Annotated in this window: 17 protein-coding genes and 1 riboswitch; of the genes, 11 read left to right on the top strand and 6 right to left on the bottom strand. The window is 62.4% G+C overall.

Annotated features, from left to right (window positions below; genetic code table 11):
- Positions 1-130: 130 nt before the first annotated feature.
- Entirely contained in the window at positions 131-1,048 is a 918-nt protein-coding gene (locus tag J2S67_RS08665) for a LysR family transcriptional regulator (RefSeq protein WP_035755862.1), read from the bottom strand.
- A 114-nt stretch (positions 1,049-1,162) separates the two neighbouring features.
- Here J2S67_RS08665 and J2S67_RS08660 point away from each other — a divergent pair, with 114 nt between their 5' ends.
- The 3 genes from J2S67_RS08660 (at position 1,163) to J2S67_RS08650 (ending at position 7,069) form a co-directional block, all read left to right on the top strand.
- Positions 1,163-4,246 carry a cytochrome P450 gene (locus J2S67_RS08660; RefSeq protein ID WP_310248250.1) on the top strand — a complete coding sequence of 1,028 codons (3,084 nt, stop codon included), beginning with the start codon at positions 1,163-1,165 and terminating at the stop codon, positions 4,244-4,246.
- Between the two features lie 39 nt (positions 4,247-4,285).
- Complete coding sequence (locus J2S67_RS08655) at positions 4,286-5,659, top strand: MFS transporter (RefSeq protein ID WP_310248247.1); 1,374 nt, start codon at positions 4,286-4,288, stop codon at positions 5,657-5,659.
- A gap of 219 nt (positions 5,660-5,878) precedes the next feature.
- The gene (locus J2S67_RS08650) at positions 5,879-7,069 is read left to right on the top strand and encodes a hypothetical protein (protein WP_310248245.1); all 1,191 of its coding nucleotides are present in this window, start codon (positions 5,879-5,881) and stop codon (positions 7,067-7,069) included.
- Between the two features lie 14 nt (positions 7,070-7,083).
- Here J2S67_RS08650 and J2S67_RS08645 read toward each other — a convergent pair whose 3' ends face one another.
- Positions 7,084-8,340 carry an integrase catalytic domain-containing protein gene (locus tag J2S67_RS08645; RefSeq protein WP_176744705.1) on the bottom strand — a complete coding sequence of 419 codons (1,257 nt, stop codon included), beginning with the start codon at positions 8,338-8,340 and terminating at the stop codon, positions 7,084-7,086.
- 226 nt (positions 8,341-8,566) lie between these two features.
- Between J2S67_RS08645 and J2S67_RS08640 the strand changes: the two genes are divergently transcribed.
- From J2S67_RS08640 to J2S67_RS08625, 4 genes are all read left to right on the top strand, one after another.
- Positions 8,567-9,502, top strand: coding sequence for an Abi family protein (locus J2S67_RS08640; protein ID WP_310248242.1), 936 nt, complete (start codon positions 8,567-8,569; stop codon positions 9,500-9,502).
- A gap of 113 nt (positions 9,503-9,615) precedes the next feature.
- A complete protein-coding gene (locus J2S67_RS08635; RefSeq protein WP_310248240.1) occupies positions 9,616-12,423 on the top strand; it encodes an ATP-dependent RNA helicase in 2,808 nt (935 codons plus the stop codon).
- Between the two features lie 81 nt (positions 12,424-12,504).
- Positions 12,505-13,170, top strand: coding sequence for a hypothetical protein (locus J2S67_RS08630; RefSeq protein WP_310248237.1), 666 nt, complete (start codon positions 12,505-12,507; stop codon positions 13,168-13,170).
- An 84-nt stretch (positions 13,171-13,254) separates the two neighbouring features.
- On the top strand, positions 13,255-13,635 hold the full coding sequence (locus J2S67_RS08625) for a hypothetical protein (protein ID WP_310248234.1): 381 nt from the start codon (positions 13,255-13,257) through the stop codon (positions 13,633-13,635).
- A gap of 38 nt (positions 13,636-13,673) precedes the next feature.
- Here the strand turns inward: J2S67_RS08625 and J2S67_RS08620 are convergent, their stop codons facing one another.
- The 4 genes from J2S67_RS08620 to J2S67_RS08605 form a co-directional block, all read right to left on the bottom strand.
- The gene (locus J2S67_RS08620; RefSeq protein WP_310248231.1) at positions 13,674-14,981 is read right to left on the bottom strand and encodes a CynX/NimT family MFS transporter; all 1,308 of its coding nucleotides are present in this window, start codon (positions 14,979-14,981) and stop codon (positions 13,674-13,676) included.
- A gap of 156 nt (positions 14,982-15,137) precedes the next feature.
- Positions 15,138-16,562, bottom strand: coding sequence for an LLM class flavin-dependent oxidoreductase (locus J2S67_RS08615; protein ID WP_310248229.1), 1,425 nt, complete (start codon positions 16,560-16,562; stop codon positions 15,138-15,140).
- Entirely contained in the window at positions 16,552-17,976 is a 1,425-nt protein-coding gene (locus J2S67_RS08610) for an acyl-CoA dehydrogenase family protein (RefSeq protein WP_310248226.1), read from the bottom strand. The genes J2S67_RS08615 and J2S67_RS08610 overlap by 11 nt, the downstream gene beginning before the upstream one ends.
- Before the next feature lie 9 nt (positions 17,977-17,985).
- A riboswitch (SAM riboswitch) is annotated at positions 17,986-18,072 on the bottom strand.
- Positions 18,073-18,237: 165 nt separating this feature from the next.
- Entirely contained in the window at positions 18,238-18,765 is a 528-nt protein-coding gene (locus tag J2S67_RS08605) for a MarR family winged helix-turn-helix transcriptional regulator (RefSeq protein WP_310248223.1), read from the bottom strand.
- 257 nt (positions 18,766-19,022) lie between these two features.
- Between J2S67_RS08605 and J2S67_RS08600 the strand changes: the two genes are divergently transcribed.
- The 4 genes from J2S67_RS08600 (at position 19,023) to J2S67_RS08585 (ending at position 22,716) form a co-directional block, all read left to right on the top strand.
- The gene (locus tag J2S67_RS08600) at positions 19,023-19,952 is read left to right on the top strand and encodes an SDR family NAD(P)-dependent oxidoreductase (RefSeq protein WP_310248219.1); all 930 of its coding nucleotides are present in this window, start codon (positions 19,023-19,025) and stop codon (positions 19,950-19,952) included.
- 158 nt (positions 19,953-20,110) lie between these two features.
- Positions 20,111-20,974 (top strand): amidohydrolase family protein, encoded by an 864-nt coding sequence (locus tag J2S67_RS08595; RefSeq protein WP_310248809.1) that lies wholly within the window; start codon positions 20,111-20,113, stop codon positions 20,972-20,974.
- 1 nt (position 20,975) lies between these two features.
- Complete coding sequence (locus J2S67_RS08590; protein ID WP_310248217.1) at positions 20,976-22,172, top strand: acyl-CoA dehydrogenase family protein; 1,197 nt, start codon at positions 20,976-20,978, stop codon at positions 22,170-22,172.
- 73 nt (positions 22,173-22,245) lie between these two features.
- Positions 22,246-22,716, top strand: a complete 471-nt coding sequence (locus tag J2S67_RS08585) for a MaoC family dehydratase (protein ID WP_310248214.1) — start codon at positions 22,246-22,248, stop codon at positions 22,714-22,716.
- The last annotated feature ends 88 nt before the right edge of the window (positions 22,717-22,804 follow it).

Below are 22,804 nucleotides of genomic sequence, written 5' to 3'. Positions count from 1 at the left end.
TCTGCTTATTGAGGAATATAGCCCACGTTCTTCACCTGCTTTGAGTATCCGGTGGGGGTCTGACAGTTTGAAAACAGGCCTTGACCTGGCGCGCCTACCAGGTCACGCTCTGCCGCGCCACCGTCCGCACCTACAGGTTCCAAGCGCGTGTCTGGGCGAAGTCGACGAGGGCTTGGACTTTCGTTGAGGTTTTGTGTGTGGCCGGCCAAACGACTTCTACTGCAACAGGGGCTACAGGAGGTTCGATTTCTCTAGTGGTGAGGGGGAGGCCTTCATAGCTTGCGCTATTTTCTGGCCGCTGCACGAGGATCCCGTAGCCCAGCCCACGAGCCACGAGGGTGCGGACCACTTCGAAGCTCGATGTACGGTGGCGGACCTTCGGCTCAATCCCACGCTCGGCAAACAGCGAAAGCGTGTGTTCTCTTGACGGTGGGGAATCAAGCAGGATCATGTTCCAGTCAGCCAGTTGCTCGAGCCGCACCGCATCCTCAACAGCCAACGGATGGTCAGGTGAAAGCACCACGTAGGCGGGACGCTCCATGAGTTTGGCTCGGCGCGGCTTCCCCGGCACCAACGTCTCGTAAGCGAAAACCACATCCACCTCGCCTGCCTCCATCTGCGCAAACAGGCGATCTTGCGAATCTTCCCGTATCTCGAGCGTCACAAACGGGTGTGCCGCCCCGAACTCATCCAAAAGAACCGGCAAAACCTTCGGCGCAAGCGTCGGGTAACAGCCAATAGTCAACGGTCCCGCGAGCTGACCCTCCGGAGCTTTCGCTTGAGCCTCAATATCCTTGGCCGCAGCAAGCAAAGGCCTAGCCTGAGCCGCAAGATGCCTCCCGGCCGTCGTCAAGGTCAAGCCCTGCGCCTGTTTCCTGACGCACAGTTGCACCGTGAACATCCGCTCCAACTGCGTAATCGCGTCCGAGACCGCGGAAGGCGAAACATGCAATTCCGATGCGGCGCCCGCGATGGTCCCGTGGCGGGCCGCCGCCAGCAGGTACGAAAGTTGCCGCAATGTGAAACCAGGTGGCTGCTCCCACGCCATAATTCGGTTTTCCCTCTTTCATAAGCGGAATAATCCGCTTTTCCTTCTTTCCCTGATTGTCCACACTAAGTGTGTGAGATACATCACAGCAAGGTTTGGACTAAGGAGTGGACCATGCTGACGCGGGAAGAAACGAGCACGAGCACCCAATCGCGTATTCCTTCAGGAGCAAAAGAAGCGCCAGTAGCTGACTGGGTAACCATCCCGGAGCTCTACAAAGACCCGTTCCCCATCTATGAACGGCTACGCGCGGAAGGCGGGGTGCATTGGGTTCCCGCGGTAGGCCGCTACCTCATCACCTCCTACAGCGCTGTCAGCGCAACGGAGCACGACCAAGAAACCTACTCCGCCAACGAAGAAGGATCCCTGCAGATCCGCGCGATGGGGCACTCGATGCTGCGCAAGGACGATCCGGAACACTACATCGAGCGAGCCGCATGGCAGCCAACGCTCAAACCCGGCTATGTGCGGCGCGTCTGGGCCAGCATGTACCGGGATCTCGCAGAAAAACAGCTCCAAAAACTCATCGAGAAAGGCCCAGGCGCAGACCTGATCTGGGACTTCGCCGCCCCGTTCGCATCGGAAGCCCTCCGAAACATGATGGGCCTCTACAACGCAACCCAAGAGGATCTTCAGCGTTGGTCCCAAACAATGATTGATGCCACGGGTAACTACGCTGATGACCCAGAAGTGTGGGCCGCAGGCAAACGCTCTTTCGACGAGGTCGATGAAGCGCTCGACGAGATGCTGGCCTACCACGCGAAAAACCGTGACAATTCACTGATCTCAGGTCTGCTGTCCATCCCGGACTATCGCATGCCGATCGAGCAGATCCGCGCCAACATCAAAATGACCATCGGCGGCGGCCTCAACGAGCCCCGCGACGCCCTCGGTGTAGCGGCCTACGCTCTCATGACGCACCCCGAACAGCGTGCCGACGTTATGGCCAACCAGGCGTTGTGGCCAACAGTCTTTGAAGAAACCATCCGCTGGGTCGCGCCCATTGGCATGTATTCCCGGCAAGTCACCCGCGACACCGTCCTCGACGGAACCTTTCTACCGCAAGGGGCACGCCTGGGTATCTGCGTGCTTTCGGCTAACCGTGATGAGAACGTTTGGGAGAACCCAGAGAAATTCAATATCCACAGGGAAGCAAAACCGCACCTTGCCTTCAGTAAGGGCGTGCACGTGTGCTTGGGTAGCTGGGCTGCCCGCTCGCAAATTGCCGACGTCGCGTTACCACTGCTGTTCAACACGCTCGAAGGCTTGGACCTCCAACCGGATAAGCCATCGGAGGCCGGAGGTTGGGTCTTCCGCGGAATGTTGAGCCTACCGGTGACATGGAAGTCAGTAGCTAGGACCCCTGGCTACGGTTCCTCTGGCATTACTGCCGGTTCTGGCAACGCGGACGGGCCGCGGGTCGCGATCATCGGTTCCGGGCCTTCGGGCAGCTTCGCCGCAAAGGAGATTCTGCGCACGGTTGACGGCAGCAAGGTCGACGTGTTCGACAAGCTACCCGTTCCATATGGTCTTCTGCGCTTCGGTGTCGCAGCGGACCACCAGGGAACCAAAACCGTGGAAGCGCAATTCGACAAGGTCTACAGCAACGAACGCGTACGTTTCATCGGGAACACATCCATCGACTTGGATGCGGGCCTGGCAGAGCTACGCGAAAACTACGATGCGGTAGTACTTGCAACTGGTGCCGCCGACGACCGCGCGCTGGCCCTGCCAGGGGCTGACCTGAAGCATGTCTATACGGCAGGCCGCGTGACGCGGCTACTCAACGGGCATCCGGACGAGTTCCAGACCACTGAAGCTGCCGCGACTCTCCCGGAACTAGGCTCTACCGTCGCTGTGGTCGGGCAAGGAAATGTCGCAATCGACCTTCTGCGCCTCCTCGGGAAGAGCACCGAGGAACTGCATGGCAGTGACGTCCGGGACGATGTGCACGGTCACCTGCGCGAGGGAATCCAACGGATCCACGTCATCGGCCGTTCCCCGGCGCATCACGCGAAATTCGATCCGGTGATGGTGCGGGAAGTCGCCCGCGTACCGAGCATGACCCACACGCTGCACGGTGTCGATCTAGCCGCAACACCGGAAGGTAAGGACGCCCGCCTCGACGCGCTACGCGACCTGACGGAAGGTAGCGCAGCGCTCGCTGCTGGCGGTCACCCCATCGAGGTTCATTGGCACTTCGGTGCGTCCCCGCTAACCTTCGAAGGTAGTGAGGCCGTTCAGGCCGTCCAGATCGAGGACCACACTGGGGTAGTAGCTTCACTGGATGTTGATTCCGTCATTACGGCTGTGGGCTTCGAAAACCGTGAGTACGGCTCCCATGGACTTTCGCATCTTCCGGAAGTGATCCCAGCCGACGGCCAGCTGGCCCAGGACGTTTACGCCATCGGCTGGGTTAGGACAAACGGCCGTGGAACCATCCCGGACCAGCGAGTTGCGGCACAAGAACTCGCCACCAAGATCGCCTCCGAGGTTTCGGCGGGACGCATCTCCACCGGCGCGGCGGGTATTGAACCTGGCGACGATGCGGTCGATTTCCGTGGCTGGAAGCGCATCGACCTCAAAGAGAAGATGACCGCGCGGGCAGGCCGTTGCCGCGAAAAGATCGTGGCCTGGGACGCGCTGTTGGAGACAGCCTGCGATGAGTCCTTGGACACCGCTGAAGCTTCAGTCCACGCGGAAGCGGAAGCAGACATAACGGTGAGCCAGCCGATCAGCATCCTGTACGGGACTGAATCCGGTAACGCCGAGCTTATCGCTGAGGAGTTAGGGGAGTTCCTGGGCGCGCAACCGGACCTAGAGGTCAAAAACCTCGCCGAGATCGCGCCGGAAGAACTAGGCGCCGAGCGTTTCTACATGGTCATCTGCTCGACCTACGGCGACGGTGAAGTGCCGGCTTCCGCCAAGGGGTTCTACGAACAACTCGTGAGCGAGGGGCCAGACCTGCGCGGCGTACGGTTCGGTGTTTTCGGGCTGGGAGATTCCAGCTACGCCAAAACCTATTCGCGAGGTAGCGAGCTCGTTGCCGAAGCGATGGAAGCGAGGGGCGCAACCCGCCTCGGTGAATATGGGCGCCACGACGCTGGAGGACTCATCCCAGCTGACGAGGCCGCATGTGAATGGGCAGAAGGAATTCTGTCAACAGTTGGTGCAGCGGACAAAGAGTTCACCGCTTAAGTTTCCGCTTTCGGGAATGTTCAGGGTCAAGGAGACCACATGTCTACACAAGTATCTAATGCGAAACCGCCAACAGGTTCGATGGACCGTAAAACTAATCAACGGCGTGTAGCCTTCGCAACCATCGTCGGTACCACCATCGAATGGTATGACTACTTTACGTATTCCGCGGCGGCGGCTTTGGTTTTCGCGCAGCTCTACTTTGCCCCAGCGGGACCAGCTGTTGCGCAGATGCTCTCGTTTGCGACCATCGGAATCTCATTCCTCTTCCGCCCACTGGGCGCGTTCCTAGCGGGACACTACGGTGACCGGTACGGACGCCGCGTCGTCCTCGTGGTCACGCTCATCACGATGGGTTTGGCAACCGCGCTCATCGGCCTGGTGCCAACGTATGAATCCATTGGCGTGGCAGCTCCGCTGTTGCTGATCTTTCTGCGCATCATCCAGGGGCTTTCCGCTGGTGGTGAGTGGGGCGGCGCCGCGCTGCTCGCGGTGGAACACGCGAATGATGACCGCCGCGGTCGTGCAGGATCCTGGCCACAGCTTGGTGTGCCCCTCGGTATGTTGCTTTCATCCGCCGTGGTTGCGCTGATGACCGGTTGGATTTCCCCGGGCGATGCGTTCCTCGAGTGGGGCTGGCGTGTCCCATTCCTGCTCTCGATTGTGTTGATCGGCATTGGCTACTGGGTGCGCCGCGCAGTCGAGGACACCCCGGTATATCAGGAGATGACTAAAGAAGCGGCTAAGCAGAAAGCACCGATTGCGGTGCTGTTCAAGAAACACTTCCCGCTGGTGCTTGTCGCAGCGCTGATCTTTGCAGGCAACAACGCGAGCGGCTACATGACCACCGGCGGCTTCGTCACCAAGTATGCAACGGACCCAGTAGGACTCGACCGCACGGATGTGCTCCTGGCAATCACCTTCGGCTCATTTGTGTGGCTCGTTACTACAGCTATTGCTGGTACCCTCGCGGATGTCATCGGCCGAGTGCGAACCTACGTTATCGGGTTCATCCTCCTGATTCTCACGGCCTTCCCTCTGTTCTGGCTCATCGATACCGGCAATCTGGGCGCGCTCTATCTCGCACTGAGCATCTTCTCCCTCGGGTTGGGCCTCACCTACGGGCCGCAGGCCGCGCTCTATGTGGAGATGTTCCCAGCATCGATTCGATTCAGCGGCGTTGCCATCTCCTACGCTCTCGGCGCGGTTCTCGGCGGCGCATTCGCCCCAACGATCGCACAGGCGCTGCTGGAAGCGACCGGAACTACCGCATCGGTATCCATCTATCTGCTGCTTATGGCACTCATTTCTTTGGTCGCGGTTAGCTTGGTCAAGGACCGTCCAGGAATCGACCTGTCCGTGGCCAACGAAGCCGAACAAGAAAAGGGTGTCTGGCGATTCAGCAAAGATTGATCATCCCGTTGAACTAACCAGCGCGGAACTCAGTACATAACTACATAAACGATGGGGCGCGGACCGTTTGAGCGGTTCGCGCCCCAGCCGTCGGCAACGTTGCCACAGGTATGACGGTGTTATAGATTGATCCTCATAGATCCCCGGTCAGGCCTCTTTCCCGTTTTGGGTAATGCACAAATGACCGGGGCCTTTCCTTTTCCAGGAGGGAGTGCGGATATGACGCTCTCTAGTTCGATGCTGCTCGCCGGCCCGCGTGGGCGGCGCTTGTTGCTCGAGTATGCCCTCGAATCGGAACGGATCGCAGGGCTAGATGAGCACGACGGCTCACTCGCTGAGCTCCAGTTCTTCGCGTCCTACCGCCTCGAGCCGCGCAACGGAACAGGCGCGCTCCACGTCGTCGGCCCCGGCGACTCCACACCAAAAATCCCGGCCATCACCCCCGCGCAAGTCGCCGCGCGGCTCGAAACTGTCCCTCTCGCCGACGTGACCCCGCGGCTCCTACTGACGTGTCTCGTCAACACAGTAGAAACCGCAACATACTGGCAAGAACCCGACGGCACCGACGCCCTCGCCGCAACCAAAGCCATGCGTGACGGCCTGCGCCGCGTCGCCGAGCACATCGCCGCATCGGAACACACCGCCTGGTGGAACACCCCCATCGACGAATCCACACAATGGACCGTCCAATGGGACAACGAACCCGACACCATCCCGCCTGATCCGCTCGCCGTGCTGAAAGCAGCGCGTGCGCACGCCGTTAAAGAGGGACGCCTCGCTGCCCGCGAACGCCCCACCGACCCGACAGCATCCTGGAGCGGCGAATGGTGGTCCACACCCCACGGCGTCCCCGCATCCACCCGCGAACTCTGCGACACAACCCCCGCCGGGCTGTGGCTCGTCGAAGACAGTATGGGATGGGAAACCGCCGAAACACTCCGCCTGAGCATCCCCGAAGGGCTGCGTATCTACGAGATCGACTCCGCAGAAGCCTGGGCCGAACTATGCCGCCGCTTCCCGCTCAACCAGACCGCACAGAAACGCCACGACTGGTACCGCACCACCGGACGCAACGGTAAATGGGTCACCCCGGACTGGGCCGAAATCGCCCAACACTACGATGCGGTCCACCTTCCCGTCGCCACCTACCTCGCCGCCGCGGGCACCGCGATCCCACCGATGCGGACACGGTCGACGCGGACACGGCGAGTGTCATCGCCGGCTGGGGACCCGACACAACCTACTGGTTCACGCCACGCATCAACCACATCGGCAGCCCCGTTGGGTGGGTTCTTAAAGAACACGACACCGGCGGCGTCTGGGTGCGCGAGTAAGGCTGGCGGCTACGCCACACGTAGTGCCTCATGTCAAGTTGATCGCGTAGCCCTAGTCGTGCCTCACAGAGATTGATTGCGTAGCCCTGCTTAGGCAGTATGGAGTTTCACCCCACCGGTTTGTCGTTTCCGTCGGTTCTGTTTCGCGTCTTCGACCTCAGCTGTGAGGACCTCAGTCTTCCAACTGGCTTTGGTGATGAGCATGTCCTGATACCGGACAATGTCACGCGTGAGTTCGACCGGGTTGAGCTTCGCGTACTGCGCCCGCAGCGCTCGTTCTTGAGCTACAGAGAGCAGCCCAGAGTCGAGCAGACGCTGGTACGGGGTCTTCGGGTCGTCATACACGCGCCGTCTACGCCCCTGCCCGTCCACGCTCCAACCGACAGGTTTCTTGGTGGGGGTGAAGAAGTTCATCTTCAGCATCACTGCCTGCCATAACAGTGTCAGCACGTCCCGCTCATCTGGGGTGTCGTAACGGTAGTAGAAACCGTATTTACGGACAATATGGTTGTTCTTTGACTCGACGAGGGCTTGATCATTCTTCTTGTAAGGCCTGGCTCTTGTGAAGAAGATCTTCCGGTCACCTGCCCACTCGATCACTTGGTCGTTGATGAACTCCGACCCGTTATCGCAGTCGAGCCCAGCAATATCAAACGGTAACGCAGCTTCCATGCGGGTGAGGGCGGCGAGCATGTGTACACGTGCGTTATTCCGTAACACTTCCAGGTGGGTCCATCCCGTCTGCACACAAGTGGCGGTCAAAGTTCTGGCGAATTCACCTTTCAGTGTGGGGCCGCAGTGCGCGACCGTGTCACACTCCAGAAAGCCGGGCTCATGCTCTGCCTCGTCGCCGGCTTTCCGGATCATGATCGAGGTGCGTAACAGCGCGCCAGAACGGGTGGCAGAGATCCCTTTCAACTCCAGTGACTGCCGGTGCTCTCGTAAATATCGGTCGATCGTCGCGGCAGACATCTCAAGCAGTTCGGCACGTACCGCAGGCGTGTAGTCGTGTTCACCGTGGCTGAGTTCGCCATGTGCTTCAAGCCGGCTGATCCATTCGGGGAGCATCTGACACATGTATTTCCCGCACGGGTACATCATGACCCGCCACAGCCACACCAGCACCCGTTTCGAGGCTGCCGAGTACTTCGTCGGGCGATGCCGACGACGATCAACTTTCGTCACATTCTTCACGCCCAGGTGTGGGCTGGTGAGATACCGTCTGGCTGATACTCGGGACAGCCCGGTGGTTGCGCAGAACTGATCCAGAATCACAGACTTCTCGGACCTCGTCGCGGTTTTGTAGGCCCGTTTGAGTTGTTTGGTGACTTCGATACGTGTCGACATTGAGACCACACCCTTGTTCATACTTGTTCAGCGTAGGAGTACGCGCTCAAAGTATGTGAGGCACGACTGTAGCTACGCGATCAATATATGTAAGGTACGCCGCCACATTGCACACTCTAGGCCGCTGTTATAGAATAGCTGGCGATAGACCCCCGGTCAGGCCTCTTATCCCTTGCGGGTAATGCACAAATGACCGGGGCCTTTCTTTTCCATGGAGGCATACCCGATGCCGAAGGACTGGCTCAGCTACGAGCAACAAGTAGAGCTACTGACCCAACGCGGCATGCTCATCACCGACTCCGAAGATGCCGCTCAGTTCCTTTCACAGGTCAACTACTATCGCTTCTCCGGATACTTCCGGCACTGGCAGCGCAACCCAGCGCAAGGCGACAACCGGTTTTTCGAGGGCACCACATTCAATAAGATTCGCGACCTCTACGAATCAGAGCAAGAGTTGGCGGGCGTCTGTCATGAACTTTTACACCGGCTTGAGCTTCTTCTCCGTACCCGTTTTGCGTACGCCTACGGACGTCGAATTGGGGTAACGGGACACTTTGCGCACGGTGAGGGCTTTACCCAACCACCTCATGGTCATCTCAAACGTGTCGAAGAGTATGCTCTCGCTGACCTCGATCGCAGCAAAGAAGCCTTCGTTGCGCACTACCGTGATGACATCAAGCAGGGCCACGTATACAAGCCTGAGGCGTATGCACGGATGCCGATCTGGGTCGCGGTGGAAGCTTTCTCGTTTGGCAGTCTGTCTCGCTTCATTCAGGCATCCGGTACCTCTGGCGTTTTAGATGACATTGCTGACTCGATGAACACTTCGCGCCGACTGCTGCCAGGCCAAGTGAAATCATTCGTCTACCTACGCAACCGCGTGGCCCACTTTGCCCAACTATGGAACCACTGGGTGCTTGACGCTCCAAGGCTACAACCCAAAATCGGCAGGCGGATCAAGCAAGATTATCGAAACTTCGCGGAGCGCTCGATATACAAAATCCTGATCGCGCTGGATGACCTCGCTACCCGTTCTGGGATCTCACATAACTGGTTGCGAGACAGCGTTGAACCGATCTTGAACAAGAACCGTCTGCTTGCACAAGGTATCGCGGAACCGGCGAGATACGGAGAAATGCCTCCCGCCACCCTTAACGTCTAGGACGTTCCGTAGGCGACATACGCTAGGGCGTACGGAAGGGATAATTCGAACCGGCCGCGCACTAGCACGTCACCCTGGACCAAACTGTCAGACCCCTCCTTCACAATGGATGCATGGCTTCTACCGGGAACAGCTCAAACGTGCATCCCCTGTTTGACCTGGATGTGATCGGGGAAGGGCTCGTCTTCGCGGACTCCCTCCCCGAACTCGACGCCGCCCTCAGCAGCCACCGCGCCGCCGTCATCCAAGCGCCACCCGGAACCGGTAAAACCACACTCGTGCCGCCTGCCGTAGCGAACCACCTCGCGCGTGTAAACGCCGGTGACACCGCAGGCGCCGGCACGCCGCCTGGCCGGATCATCGTGACCCAACCACGCCGCGTAGCCGCCCGCGCCGCTGCCCACCGCCTCACCCAACTCACCGGAACTAAACTCGGCGACTACATCGGTTACACCGTCCGCGGCGACTCCCACACCAGCGCCGCCACCATCATCGAATTCGTGACCCCCGGAATCCTCGTCCGCCGGCTCCTCGCAGACCCTATGGCGTACGGCACCGCCGCGATCATCCTCGACGAAGTCCACGAACGCCACCTCGAAACCGACCTCCTCCTCGCCCTCACCGGCGAAACCCAACAAGTCCGCGAAGACCTCACCATCATCGCGATGTCCGCAACAGTCGACGCCCCAACCTTCGCACGCCTCCTCGCAAGCGACGGCACAGAAAACGATGGGGGTAGCGGCTCAGGCGGTGGCGCTGATCTTGAACGTGTGGAGCCCGTACCGCACATCAGCTCCGCGACCGCGCTCCACCCACTCACCGTCATCTACGCGCCACACACTGGCGACCGGATCGGACCGCGCGGTGTCGAAACCAGCTTCCTCAACCACATCGCAACCACCGCGCTCACCGCACACCGCGAAGCACTCGCGACCAACCCGGAGACCGACGCGCTCGTGTTCGCGCCCGGCGCCCGCGAAGTCGACCACATCACCCAACAACTGCGCGCCGCCACAACAGACATCGAGGTCCTCCCGCTCCACGGGCAACTACCCGTCCAACAACAAGACCATGCGATCCGCGGACGCCAACCCGGCGGGAAACCACGCATCATCGTCTCCACAACACTCGCTGAATCCTCGCTCACCGTCCCCGGCGTGCACCTCGTGATCGATTCCGGCCTCACCCGCGAACCCCGCCGCGACGCAACCCGCGGCATGAGCGGGCTCGTCACCGTCTCCGCCTCCCAAGCCAGCGCCGAACAACGCGCAGGCCGCGCCGCTCGACTCGGCCCGGGAACCGCGATCCGCTGCTACAGCGAACGCACCCACGCCGCCGCACCCGCACACATCACCCCCGAAATCACCACCGCAGACCTCACCGAAACCGCCCTCACCCTCGCAGCATGGGGCGCACCTCGCGGACACAACCTCCGCTGGATCAACCCACCACCCGCCGCCGCCCTCAACGACGCCGAACAAACACTCCACGCCCTCGCCGCGATCGACAGCGCAGGCCGCATCACCGACCACGGCCGAACCCTCGCCGCAATCCCACTCAACCCACGATGGGCACACGCACTCACACACAACGCGGCGCGTTTTGACGCTGCAGAAGTCGCGGCTGTGATTGCGGTGGCGACGGGTGAACAGCGCATCACCGGGGCCAACCTCCCCGACGCGGTCCGCCAGCAGCAACGCGACCCCCACCGCCCGATCCAACGCGAAACGCAGCGCCTCACCTGGCTCGCCCGCAAACACGCGGCGGCCCGCACCAATGCCGCCGAGCTCGCGGGCATCGTCACTGCAACCGCGTGGCCTGATCGGATCGCGAAACACATGGGGGAGGGGATCTACCTCCTCGCCTCCGGAACCCGAGCCGCACTCCCACCAGACGCCACGCTCGGTCGGCCCGAATGGCTCGCAATCGCCGACGTCACCCGAGCACACGGGAACGCCGCCGCCGGAACCGGCGCCATCATCCGTGCAGCCGCACCCCTCACCCTCGACGAAGCCACCGACGCCGCCGGGAACCTCGCCGGAACCACAACCCGCATCACCATCACACCCAAAGGCACCATCAGCGCACGCAACATCGAAGCGATCGGCGTGATCGAACTGCGCGCAACCCCCACCAAACCCAATCCCACCCAAGCAGCGGAAGCGCTCGCTGAACACCTCGCAACCCAGGGCCTCAACGCGCTCACCTTCAACAGCACCGCCACCGCGTTACGCAACAGGCTCGCGTTCCTCCACCACCACATCGGCGACCCATGGCCAGCGATGGACGAACACCACCTAGCCGCGACCGTCACTGAATGGCTCGGCCCAGAACTCAACGACGTCGCACTCGGCGCGAGCCTTAACAGCATCGACCTCACCGAACCCCTACGCCGGCTCCTCCCATGGCCAGAAGCCGCGAACCTCGACGAACTCGCGCCCGCCCGGATGCCCCTCCCTTCCGGGAACACCGCCGCAATCAAGTACCCGGACGCCACCGAATACGGGATCGAAGATACTGGCAGTAACGGCGGCGAACCGAGGGGCGGCGGACCGAACGGCAAGAAGGATGAAGCAAGCGGGGACGGGGCCAGCACAGAAGAGAGCAGCGCAGAAGAGACCAGCACGGCGCAGAGGCAGGCAGAGCCTCCGCAACCGGTGGTCGCCGCGAAACTGCAAGAAACCTTCGGGTGGACCCAAACACCACGCCTAGCAGACGGCCGCGCGCCCGTCCTCTTCCACCTGCTCTCACCGGCAGGCAGGCCTCTCGCGGTTACCTCGGACCTGCACTCCTTCTTTACCGGCCCATACGCCGACGTCCGAGCGGAAATGCGTGGCCGTTACCCGAAACACCCCTGGCCGGAAGACCCACTCACCGCGCAACCAACCCACCTCACCAACCGCAAACTCCGACAGAAATAAGCACACAATCGGCATCAGATAAACTTGAAAGTTGGTGCCCACCCGCACCCACACACCCGAAAAACAAGGGGAACAAACCACATGGTGGACAGCGCCAACAACAGCGGTGCCAGCAGTAACCGCGCGAAGAACGGCCGCAACGCGAACAGTGCCAGCAAGGCCAGCGCCAACAACAGTAGCGCCAGCAACACCCGCACAGAAGCAACCACGGCGGACTATAAACGAGTTCTCGCCAAACCGATGCTCTACCGGGGCATCGTCAGCGCGCTCTTCGCACTCGTCGGCGTCTTCTTCAACACCACCCCAACCGTCGGCGCCATCAGTGCAGCCTTCGCGATCCTCTTCCTCACCAGCGCCCTCTTCTACTGGCCCATCATGCGGCTCGCCCTCGCACCCAGCTACCGCACCGCCGTCACCTCCGCGGTCCTCGCGTGGGCCATCGCCGGCGTCCTCGCCATCATCATGCGCGACCCAGCCGGCATGGCACTCGCCGTAGCGTTCGGCTACACCATCGGCGGAGCATCAGAACTCTACGGCGGGCTCACAACCCGCGAAACCGGCCGCCCCAGCAAAGACACCACCATCTCCGGTGGTCTTGGCGTCATCGGCGGCATCATCATGGTGTTCATGACCACCAGCGACGCCCACGGCGTCTTCGGTATGGCCTCCATGATCACCGCGCTCATCGCAGTGCACCTGCTGATCTCCGCGGTCGGCTACATGCAAGACCAACGCCGCGGCAACTAGACTGAAAACACACAACAACACCAGAGCGCACCGCACACAAACCTGTACACAGACCTCGCACGAAACCCGCGTAAAGGAGAATCCGTGGCCAACAAGCCATCCACGTCTGGCTCGAAGCAGTCCGGCTGGAAGCAAAGCGTAAAACCTGCACTCGCGCTGTCGCTGACCTTCGGTATCGTCGCCGGCGTCATCTCCGCATTCGCCGGTGCAGGCGGAACCCGCAACGGCCTCAACCTTCAGATCGGTGCAACGTTCTTCCTCATCGCGTTCGTCGCGGGCCTGCTGGTGATCTCCCTGCTCATGATGGTCGCTAAAGACAACCCGGACGACCTCGGCAAAGGCTCCGGCGTCAACCGTTCATCCGAACTCACTGACGCCGAACTCGACGCGATCGAAGCCCGCGAACGGGCACAACGGGCCCAACGCGCCCGCGAAAACCGCGAAAACCACGAAAAACGAGGCTAGTGTTCCACGACGAACCGTGCTCTTCAACAGAACCGCGGCTAGTGTTCCTCGACGTAACGCGGCTTAGCTGAAACCAGCCCCGAAACCAACGTGATCACCGCGATTCCCAGCAGGATCCACAACGAGGCCGTCCACGAACCCGTCGCCTCACGCACCACGCCCAAAACCGGCGGAACAGACGCCGCGATCACATAACCGAACGTCTGCGCCATACCCGAGAGCCGTGCCGCCGACATCGGCGTCCGCGCCCGCGCCCCAAATAACGTCAACGCGACCGTGAACAACCCGCCCTGGGCCGTGCCGATCAACAGCGCCCACAGCAACGCCAACTGTGGAGCCAGCATGGTCCCCACAAGCACCACAATCACCGTGGAAACCGCCACAGCAACAGTCGAGCCCACCACGTCGCGCTTCATCAACCAGCCCGCAACGAGCGAACCCACAATGCCGGACGCCTGAATCACCGCAATATGGAAGCCGGCGCTCTCCTCAGAAATCCCCGACGACATCTCGATAGCCGGCCACCACGCCAAAACAGAATAAAACAGGGTCGACTGGAAACCCATGAACGCCGTGATGACCCACGCCAACGGGGAACGCAGAATACTGCGCGGCCGTGCCACAGCCGCTGGTGACGCAGCCGCCGATGCGGCCGCAGGGTTGCCCGCGGCGTCAGTTGCTTGGCGGTCCAGGATCTGTGCTCGCCGCATCACATGGTCCGCACGAACCTGCGGAGCGAACACCGCCACACCAATCAAACCGGCGCCCAACGTCAAACCGAGAGCGCCCTGCCAACCCCAACCCGGCAACCCAGCGATCGGGACAGCGACCGCCGCCGCGAGTGCGGCCATGAGCGACTGAAACGCCGAATACACACCCGTCAGCGTGCCGGCATGATCCGGGAAATCACGCTTAATCAGCGCCGGCAACAGAACGTTCATGATCGCGATCCCAACACCGATCAATACGGTGCCGGCCCACAAACCGAATGAACCAACCCAGGAACGCAACACGATCCCCACGTTGACCGCAATCAAAGCGCCGAACAGGGAATGCGCCAACCCGAAACGCGCCGCGATCCGCGGCACGATCGGCGAAAACACCGCGAAACACAGCAGCGGCAAGGAAATCAGGAACGATGCGGACGCCGCCGAAAGCCCCACGTCTTCCTTAATGCGGGGGAGCAGCGGGCTCGCGCTGGTCATCGGCATCCGCAGATTCGTAGCGATCAGCAAAATACCTGCGATCGCCAAAGCCGGGCTCACAGCCCGCGCCGCAACGCCCGCCACTGGGCGCGAGTGCTCCGGAAGCGGCTGGCTCGCGCCGTCATGCGAAGAATTCTTCATTCCGTAACGTTATCGCCCTTCCCGCGCCGCGCAAGCCGGCAACCGTCACAACACGTCATCACAATCCGCGGCTGCAGAATTACGATGCGGCAGCAGGCACCGTAGGGCGTCCCACGGCACCCGCCCGCCGGCTATGCACGGACGGTGGGGAAATGCTTAGCAGCCAGCTCCCGCCGAAGCGCCAGTGCGGAAGCAGGAACCACGATGCGAATCAGGCAACCAATCCTGCCCCGTCACCGAGGCACGCAACGTCACGGGCTCTGCCGCCGCTCCGGCAGCAGCATCGGCCGCTCCGGCACCGGCATCGGCGGCCTCGCCCGCATCAGCCAACAGACCACGGCGCCTCAGCTCGGGGCTCACGTATTCAGCGAACCGTTCAAGATCAGCCGGCCGCACGCCACTGCACACGTTGAAGCCATCCACACCGGAAGCCGCTTGCCACCCCTCCAACTGATCCGCAACGCTCTCGGGGCCACCCACAATCACAGGGCCGCGGCCACCCAACGTCACGAACGCGGCAATGTCGCGCACGGTCCACTCGCGCGCTGTGTCGCCAGAGGTCACCGAACGCAGGGCGGACTGGTTCGCTTCCGTCTCAACCTCAGCCAACGGAGCATCGGGATCCAGTCCGGCCAAGTCAACGCCGGTCCAGCCCGCGAACAGAGCCAAAGCCCCCTCGACGTCGACATACTGCTGATAGGACTCGAAGCGGCGCTGCGCCTCCTCGTCGTCCGCGCCCGTCACCACGGTGGCCATCGCGAACGTGCGCACCGCATCGGCGGGCCGGCCCGCGACCTCAAGCGCCTCATGTAAGCGGTCAATATAACCGCGCACGACACTTGGCTCAGAACCGATCATGAACACGGCCTCAGCGTTCTCGGCACCAAAACGCAAGCCCCGCGCCGAGGCACCCGCCTGGAACAAGAACGGCGTCCGCTGCGGCCCCGGATGCGTCAACAACGCACCATCAACCGAGAAATACTCGCCCTTATGCTCAGCCTTCCGAACACCCGCCGGATCCACGAATACACCCGCATCGGCATCCTTGAGCACCGAACCCGGAGCGAAACTGCCCTCGAACAGCTTGTACATAACATCCATGTACTCGTCCGCGCGGTCGTAACGCTCATCGTGCGGTAGCTGCCGCTCCAAACCGAGGTTCCGGGCAGCGGAATCCTGATACGAGGTCACAATGTTCCAGCCAACCCGGCCACCCGTCAGGTGGTCCAGGCTCGCGAACCGGCGCGCCAACAGGAACGGGTCCTCATACGTGCAGGAAGCCGTCAATCCGAAACCGAGCCTGCGCGTCACCGCCGCCATTGCAGACACTGCAGCGAACGGATCCAGCAACGGAACCTGCACGCCGCGCTCATGCGAGACCGCGTCGCTTCCGCCGTACACGTCATAGGTTCCCAACACATCTGCCAAAAACAGTGCCGTGAAACCGCCGCGATCCAACGTCTGAGCCAGGTCGGTCCAGTAGCTCAACTGATCAAAGTTAGCCGCCCGAGACTCCGGATGCCGCCACAAACCAGGGGACTGATGCACCGGCGTGGCCATCTCAAACGCGTTAAGAAGCACGGGTCACCTCACCGATCGCGTTGAGGCCCTCCGGGACAGTCCCGTTGACCAGGTAGTCGCCGATGATCCGCTCACGGAACACAATCGGGTTATGCGTCGCGACGGTCTGTGCATTGCGCCAATGCCGGTCCAGGTTCTTCTCCCGCGACGTGTTCGAAGCGCCACCCGTGAGGAACAGTTCAGAGCAAATGCTGGTCACGATGCTCGGTACAGTCACGTGCGCGCGCTCAACAGCAAGCTCCGCCTCAGTCAGCAAGCGCTGCGCATCTGGATCTTCGAGCGAGAGCACACCCTCGGCAGCCTCGAGCCGCCGCGCGGCCTCAACCACAGCTGACTCCACCACGAAAGCCTGCGCCGAAAGCCGCCCCACAACTCCCAGAATCTGCGGATCCTCAGAGTGCGGAACACCCAAACCGGTGTTGAACGAACGCGTCCGCCGGTGCACGCCAGCCGCCGCATCGTTCACAACATTGCGGGCGATACCCGCCAACACGGCGAGCAAAACAATCTGGAACAGCGGCGCCTCAAACTGCGCCTCAGCGCTACCGGGAACACGGTTCAGAATGTGCTCGGGCGCTACACGCACATCGGTGAAACGCGTGGTTCCCGTACCGGTGAGGCTCTGACCGAAACCATTCCAGTCATCCTCAAGCTCAACACCCGGAGCCCGAGTGGAAACGACAGCGAACTGTCGACCCTCGGTCGGTGTTCCATCCGTATCAAGCAGCGTGGCCGAAACCCGGGTATGCGTCGCGTACGCGGTGCCAGTGCAGTAATACTTAGCGCCGTTGAGCACCCCAGTGCCGTCCGCCTGCACAGCCAACGTGGTGTTGAGCGTATTCAACGTATTCCCGCTCACCTCAGTGGACGCGTTACCCACAGTATCGCCAGCAAGGACCTTCGCGTACCAGAACTCGCGCGTCTGCTCATTCTGGTAGCGCAGCGTCTCCGCGAAACCTGCGTGCGAACGGTATTGATGCGCGATGTTCGGGTCAGCTGCCGCCAGGTCGATCAGCAACTGCACCCAGTCGGTGAAGCTCACGCCCGGGCCGCCGTACTCGGTAGGCACCCGCAGTACGGTGAAGCCGGCCCGGTTGAGTTCCGCGATCTCAACGAACGGCAAAACACGATGCGCCTCCCGCTCCGAAGCGCCGAGCGCGATGCGGTCAAAGATCGGCCCGAAATGCTCACGCAGCTCAGCCAGGCTTGGCTTGTGGCCGGCTTCCCACGGGGTGACCGGAGCATCCTGGGTGGTGACGTAACGAAGCCCTTCAGCGAAACTCAAGTCAGCCGAAGAAGCAGTGGTGCTGGTGTTGCTAGCGCCGCCAGTAGCAGCCGGGGTTCCAGCGTCAGTTCCGGCCGCATCGGCTACTGCTGCAGGGTGGGCAGGGGTGTGCGTGGACAACGATGACACAGTTATTCCTTTCCATCGTTCCTGGCGGGAGCACCGTGTACAAACCGGTTGCTGCGACGTCAACGAGCCAGGTCTCTCAGTCGCTCTGGATGGGTTACAAGCATCATTTTTATAGCCCGCCCCCGAGCCATGTCAACCGCCCGCAGGCCTGTTTGTGTCATAAATCGACAAAAAGAATCGCCCTGCGCCAGCGGCTGCTTGCCCCGTGCCTACGGATGCCCGCCCTGCATCGCAGGCGCCGCGGGGGCGTTTCAGGCGGGATTAGAAGGCGACTTTCTCCAGCAGCCGGCTCAGCTCGTGCCGCTCGTCGGAGGTGAGCGCGGCGAGCACCACGTCGTCGGAGGCCATGGTCAGCGCGCGTGCCCTCCGGTAGGCATCCTGCCCTTGCGGTGTGGCGATGACGATCCGGGAACGACGGTCACGCGGATCCACCTGGCGCTCGACCCATCCCCGCTTCTCCAGGAAGTCCACCAGGTTCACTATCTGGCTTGGGTCCAGGCTCAGGAAGTCGCCGAGTTCGCGCTGGGACGGGTTCACGTCCGCGGCGGCCAGGGCCAGCACGGAGTACTGGCGGACCTTCAATCCCATCTCCTCCTGCAGGACGCGGTTGGCGTGGCTGTGGCCGATGCTGCGCAGCCGGGCCGCCAGGAACTGGACCTGGCCGGCGAGCTCTGACGACGTGAACTCCGCCATACGCTCGGCCGCAAGCGCTGTGGAGGGGGCGGGGAAGCGCTGGGCGGCCTCGGCCGGGTTCACTGCGGCTCCGGAGGTGTCCTTTGTGGTCGTCATGTGCTTGCTTCCTTGGTCCGTGTACTCGAGGGAGTGATCCGGCTGATCTTGCCCATATAGAGGCTTGTCCCTTGCAGAGGATCGTACTCGAAATGCAAGCCTCGAAAAATAATTGACAATTTCAATTATATGTACTGTCATGGTTCTTGTGTGGTGAACGCCACACCAGGGCCATCCGAGAGTATCCGCCGCGAGGCGGCACGCAGGCTCTCAGACCAGAACAGACATCTAGCACGTCACCACCGAAGGAGAACCCCATGTCCCTCGACGGCAAGGTAGCCATCGTCACCGGCTCGGGCGCAGGCCTGGGCCTCGCCTACGCCCAGGAGCTCGCCCGCCAGGGAGCCTCCGTGGTTATTAACGACGTCAACCAGGAGACCGCGGACGCTGCTGTCGCCTCCATCACCGAAGCCGGCGGCAAAGCCGTGGCCGCCGTGGTCCCTGTTGGCACCAGCGAGGCCGCCGACCAGCTGGTCAAGACCGCCGTAGACACCTTCGGTGGACTGGACATCCTGGTGAATAACGCCGGCATCCTGCGGGATAAGTCCTTGCTGAAGATGACTGACGAGGACTTCGACCTGGTCATCGGCGTCCACCTCAAGGGCACCTTCACCTGCGTCCGCGCCGCCTACGCCTACTTCAAGGAGAACGGCGTGGCTGGCCGCATCGTCTGCATCGGCTCGCCGACCGGCCAGCGGGGCAACTTCGGCCAGACCAACTACGCCGCAGCCAAGGCGGGCATCGTCGGTATGGTCCGCACGTGGGCCCTCGAGATGAAGCGGGCCGGAGTGATGGTCAACGCCGTCATCCCAGTGGCGGCCACCGCCATGACCAAGACCGTCCCTTACTTCCAGAAGGCCGTCGAGGCGGACGAGCGCGGCGAGGCCATGCCGTCCTTCTTCCGCCATGACCTCGGCTTCGGAACCGCCGACGACGTCGCCGGCCTGATCGCTTTCCTTTCCTCCCCGGAGGCCGAGGGCATCACCGGCCAGGCCATTGGCGTCGGTGGCGATCGCCTGCAGGTCTGGTCCCACCCAGAGCCAGTGGCCACCGAGTACCACGAGGGCGGCTGGGACTACGCCACCATGCAGACCCAGGGCGCCGAGCTGGTCAAGGGCAACCTCCAGGAAGTCGGCGAGAAGATGCCTCCGCTGCCTGCTGAGCTCGAGCCCGAGCAGAAGAACTAAGGACAAGCACGATGACCGAAACCCAGGACACGGCTCCGCAGGGGCCAGCCCACGGGAACGACAGCGGCGCCCCTGCCCCCGCCTCAACCTCTGCTCCCGGCCCCGCCCCAGTCCGCTACGAGCTGGGGGTGGACGCCTCGGCCATCGAGGCCGTGGACATGCACGTGCACCTCGAGGTGGACTCGTGCGGCCACAAGGCGCTTCCGGAGGACTTCTTCGAGGCCTCCGCGAAGTACTTCAAGTCCGCGGAGCGGACCCCAAGTGTGGACACCATCGCGGAGACCTACCGCCAACGCCGGATGGCCGCGGTCGTCTTCACCGTGGACGCGCGCACCCAGTTTGGCCACAAGCCGAACTCCATCGATGACCTCGTGGCCGGCTGCGCCCGGAACAACGACGTCCTCATCCCGTTCGGCTCCGTGGATCCCCGCACCGGGGTGGACGCGTTGGCGGAGGCCACCCGCCAGGCCGAGGAGCTCGGAGTGCGCGGCTTCAAGTTCCACCCGTCTGTGCAGGGCTTCGACCCCTCGGACCGTGAGTACTACCCGCTCTGGGAGCGGCTCCAGGAGCTGGGGTTGCCCATGGTCTCCCACACCGGGCAGAACGGCATGGGCGCAGGCCTGCCCGGCGGGCGCGGCATCAAGCTGAAGTACTCCAATCCGCTGCTGCTGGACGACGTCGCCGCCGACTTCCCAGACCTGCAGATCATCATGGCCCACCCCTCGGTGCCTTGGCAGGATGAGGCGAACTCGATCGCGACCCACAAGGCCAACGTGCACATCGACCTCTCCGGCTGGTCCCCGAAGTACTTCCCGGAGTCCCTGGTCCGCCAGTCGAATAACGTACTGGCTCGCAAGGTGCTCTTCGGAACCGACTTCCCGCTGATCACCCCGGACAAGTGGCTGGCCGCCTTCGCGGAGCTGCCGCTCAAGGACGAGGTTCGGCCTTGGATCCTCAAGGACAACGCGGTGCGCCTACTGGGTCTGGACCGCGGGGCCGCGACCGAGACGAAGGAGGACTGAGATGGCTGAACCAGTGACCGGAAGCATCATCCCATCCGACTTCTATGGCTACGCCGAGCGGCTGACTGAGGCCGAGCGCGCCGTCATCCTGGACCTCCGGGAACGGCTCGAGACCACGGTGAAGCCGCTGGTCAACCCGGCCTGGGACGCTGCGGAGCTTCCCCAGGAGCTGGTGGACGCCGTCCGCGCGCTGCCGCTGATGGACCCGCCAGCCCTCAAGGAAGCTGGAGAGCCCATCCGTAGGATCCTGACCGGGTTCCGCAACTTCGAGCTGGCCCGCTGCGACATCAACGTCGGCACCCTGTATAACGCGCACGCCGGCCTGTTCCGCACGGCCTGCACCCTGGGCGGCGGGGAACAGCAGGCGAAGGAGCTGGATGCGAAGATCCTCGACTACTCGCTGACTGGCGTGTTCGGGCTGACCGAGCCCGACCACGGCTCCGATGTGGCCGGCGGACTCGCCACGACCGCGACCTATGATCCGGAGACGGACACCTGGGTGATCGACGGCGCCAAGCGCTGGATCGGCGGGGCGACCATCTCGGACGTCGTCGCGACCTTCGCCCGCGACACCGCCGATGGCCAGGTCAAGTGCTTCCTGGTTCCGCGGGACGCCGAAGGGGTGAGCATGTCGATCATCCCGAACAAGGCCTCCCTGCGCATCATGCAGAACGCCCACATCGAGTACCGCGGCGTACGCGTACCCGCCTCGGCCCGTCTGGAGGGGATCAACTCTTTCAAGGATGTGGCGCGTTGTCTGCGGGCCATGCGTTCGGATGTGGCCTGGATGGCCGTGGGCGCCACCGCGGGCGCCTATGAGGCCGCGCTGCGTTATGTCCGCGAGCGGCAGCAGTTCGGCCAGCCGTTGGCCGGATTCCAGCTCATCCAGGAGAAGCTGGCCATCATGCTCGGCAACCTGACATCCTCGCTGGGCCTGATGGTCCAGCTCACGGAGCAAGAGGAGCAGGGGATCTACAAGGACGAGAACTCCGCCCTAGCCAAGATGATGACCTCCCTGCGTCTGCGCGAGACCGTGGCCCTGGCCCGCGAGGTCTGCGGCGGCAACGGAATCACCCTGGACACCGACGTGGCCCGCTTCCATGCGGACGCCGAAGCCGTCTACTCCTACGAAGGCACCCACGAGATCAACGCGCTGATCGTGGGCCGCGCCGTCACCGGCGTCAGCGCCTTCGTCTGATTCACCAGGCCAGCGGGACGCTGGCCCACCGATCTAACCACCCTTTCCACCCCTTCCCCGAGAGGACCGCATCATGACTGAGACCACCGCCCGCACCGTCGTCGACTTCGACGCCGTCAAGACCATGGCAGGCACCGAGCTGGGCGCCACCGAGTGGCGCGAGATCACCCAGGAGATGGTGAACACCTTCGCCGACGCAACTGATGACCACCAGTGGATCCACGTGGACCCTGAACGCGCCAAGGACGGCCCTTTCGGCGCCCCGATCGCCCACGGCTTCCTCACCTTGTCCTTGATCATTCCGTTCTGGGGTGAGCTGTTCGATGTCTCCGACGTGAAGACCAAGGTCAACTACGGCCTGGACAAGGTCCGCTTCACCTCCCCGGTGAAGGTCGGCTCCCGCGTCCGTGCAGTTATGAAGCTCGCCGACGTCCAGGAGGTCAAGGGCGATGGCCTGCACCTGGTGGTTGAGGCCACCTTCGAGATCGAGGGCGAGGAACGCCCGGCCGTCGTGGCCGTATTCCTGGCCCGCTTCTACCGCTGATCTCTGCTGTTGATCAGCGTCGTGCCGTGAGGTCGGCCGTCGATGTGGCGGCCGACCTTCGGCGTATAGAGGTCCCGTTCCCCTATGT

Source organism: Pseudoglutamicibacter albus, assembly GCF_031458175.1.
Classification (GTDB): domain Bacteria; phylum Actinomycetota; class Actinomycetes; order Actinomycetales; family Micrococcaceae; genus Pseudoglutamicibacter; species Pseudoglutamicibacter albus.
This window is presented reverse-complemented; position numbering and strand designations above follow the sequence as displayed.